Raw genomic sequence first — 1179 nt, forward strand, 5'->3', positions numbered from 1 at the left:
GCCCGAGCGGAAATTCCGGGAGGGGCTCAAGGGGAACTGAAGAATTGAGGAATTGAGGAACTGAAGAACAAAAGAAGGCGACGGTTACACCGGGCGCGCCAAGCGCCTTATTCTTCAACTCTTCCTTCCTCAGTTCTTCAATTCTTCAGTTCCTCAATTCCCAACTCAGGCCTGCACCAGCTTCAGCTTGGGATCGAACACGCCGAGCACGCGGCCGAGTTCCTGGCCGCGCTTCAGGATGCGTCCGCCGGCGGCGATGACGGCGAAGGCGCCTTGCCGGCGCGCCAGCTTCGGGTCCTTGACGATCTGGAACAGCGGCACCTCGCTGGCGCGGCGGAAGACCGAAAACACAGCGCGATCAGAGAGATGATCGATCGCATAGTCGCGCCATTCGTTGGCCGCCACCATGCGTCCATAGAGCCTCAGGATCTGGTCGAGTTCGCGCCGGTCAAAGCGTACCGGCTGATCGAGGCGTTCGCGCCGCGCCTCGTGTAGCGGGATCAATATTCCGGATGCTTCCCCATCCTCCATCCCGCTGCTGTGATCGGTCATGCGTCAATCCTTCGATTGAATCGTGCGCCAGCCAAGGTTCGCGCTTTCGCGGTCGAATTGCAAGGGCCGGCGAAGCACGCGGAGCGTCGCGCGGTTTCCGAAAGGTCCAGTCACGTTTGCGAAACGTGTGTTGTCATTGGTGATGCTTCGCCACATTGTCGCCACAAATTATCCGCGCTCATGCCCCAATGTCCAACGAGTTTACCGGCGTTGCCTGAGACGGTTCGGTCCGGCACCGGCTCGTAAACCCCAAGCCCCCCGCCCACGGGTCAGCGTCGGATCGAACCAACCTCGGTTTTTCCTTGGAAAAATCAGGTGCGACGATCCCAAAACCTGAATGACCGGCGTCAGAAGCAAGCTGACGCCGGTTTTTTAATGGCTGGAGCTCCCCTTCTCCCCTTGTGGGAGAAGGTGGATCGGCGCGCAGCGCCGAGACGGATGAGGGGTGCTCCAGGGAACGCCGACGTCTCACTCCGCTGGAACACCCCTCATCCGTCGCCTTCGGCGACACCTTCTCCCACAAGGAGGGCTTTGCATGGGAGCCGATATTTGGCGCACATGGCACATGGGCGTTTTTTGAAAGGCAATCGGGCCGCCTTGGCGAGGTATTTTGCCCCACTCCTGGGG

1 protein-coding gene is annotated in these 1179 nt (G+C 60.1%); it reads right to left on the reverse strand.

The window, feature by feature from the left end:
- Positions 1-165: 165 nt before the first annotated feature.
- Complete coding sequence (locus EOA38_RS37270) at positions 166-552, reverse strand: DUF2794 domain-containing protein (protein ID WP_126091167.1); 387 nt, start codon at positions 550-552, stop codon at positions 166-168.
- Positions 553-1179: the final 627 nt, after the last annotated feature.

Origin of the sequence: Mesorhizobium sp. M1E.F.Ca.ET.041.01.1.1 (assembly GCF_003997355.1) — a bacterium.
Classification (GTDB): domain Bacteria; phylum Pseudomonadota; class Alphaproteobacteria; order Rhizobiales; family Rhizobiaceae; genus Mesorhizobium.

Coding starts and splice junctions, on each gene's coding strand:
- EOA38_RS37270 (WP_126091167.1), bottom strand. CDS start 552: ATGACCGATCACAGCAGCGGGATGGAGGATGGGGAAGCATCCGGAATA.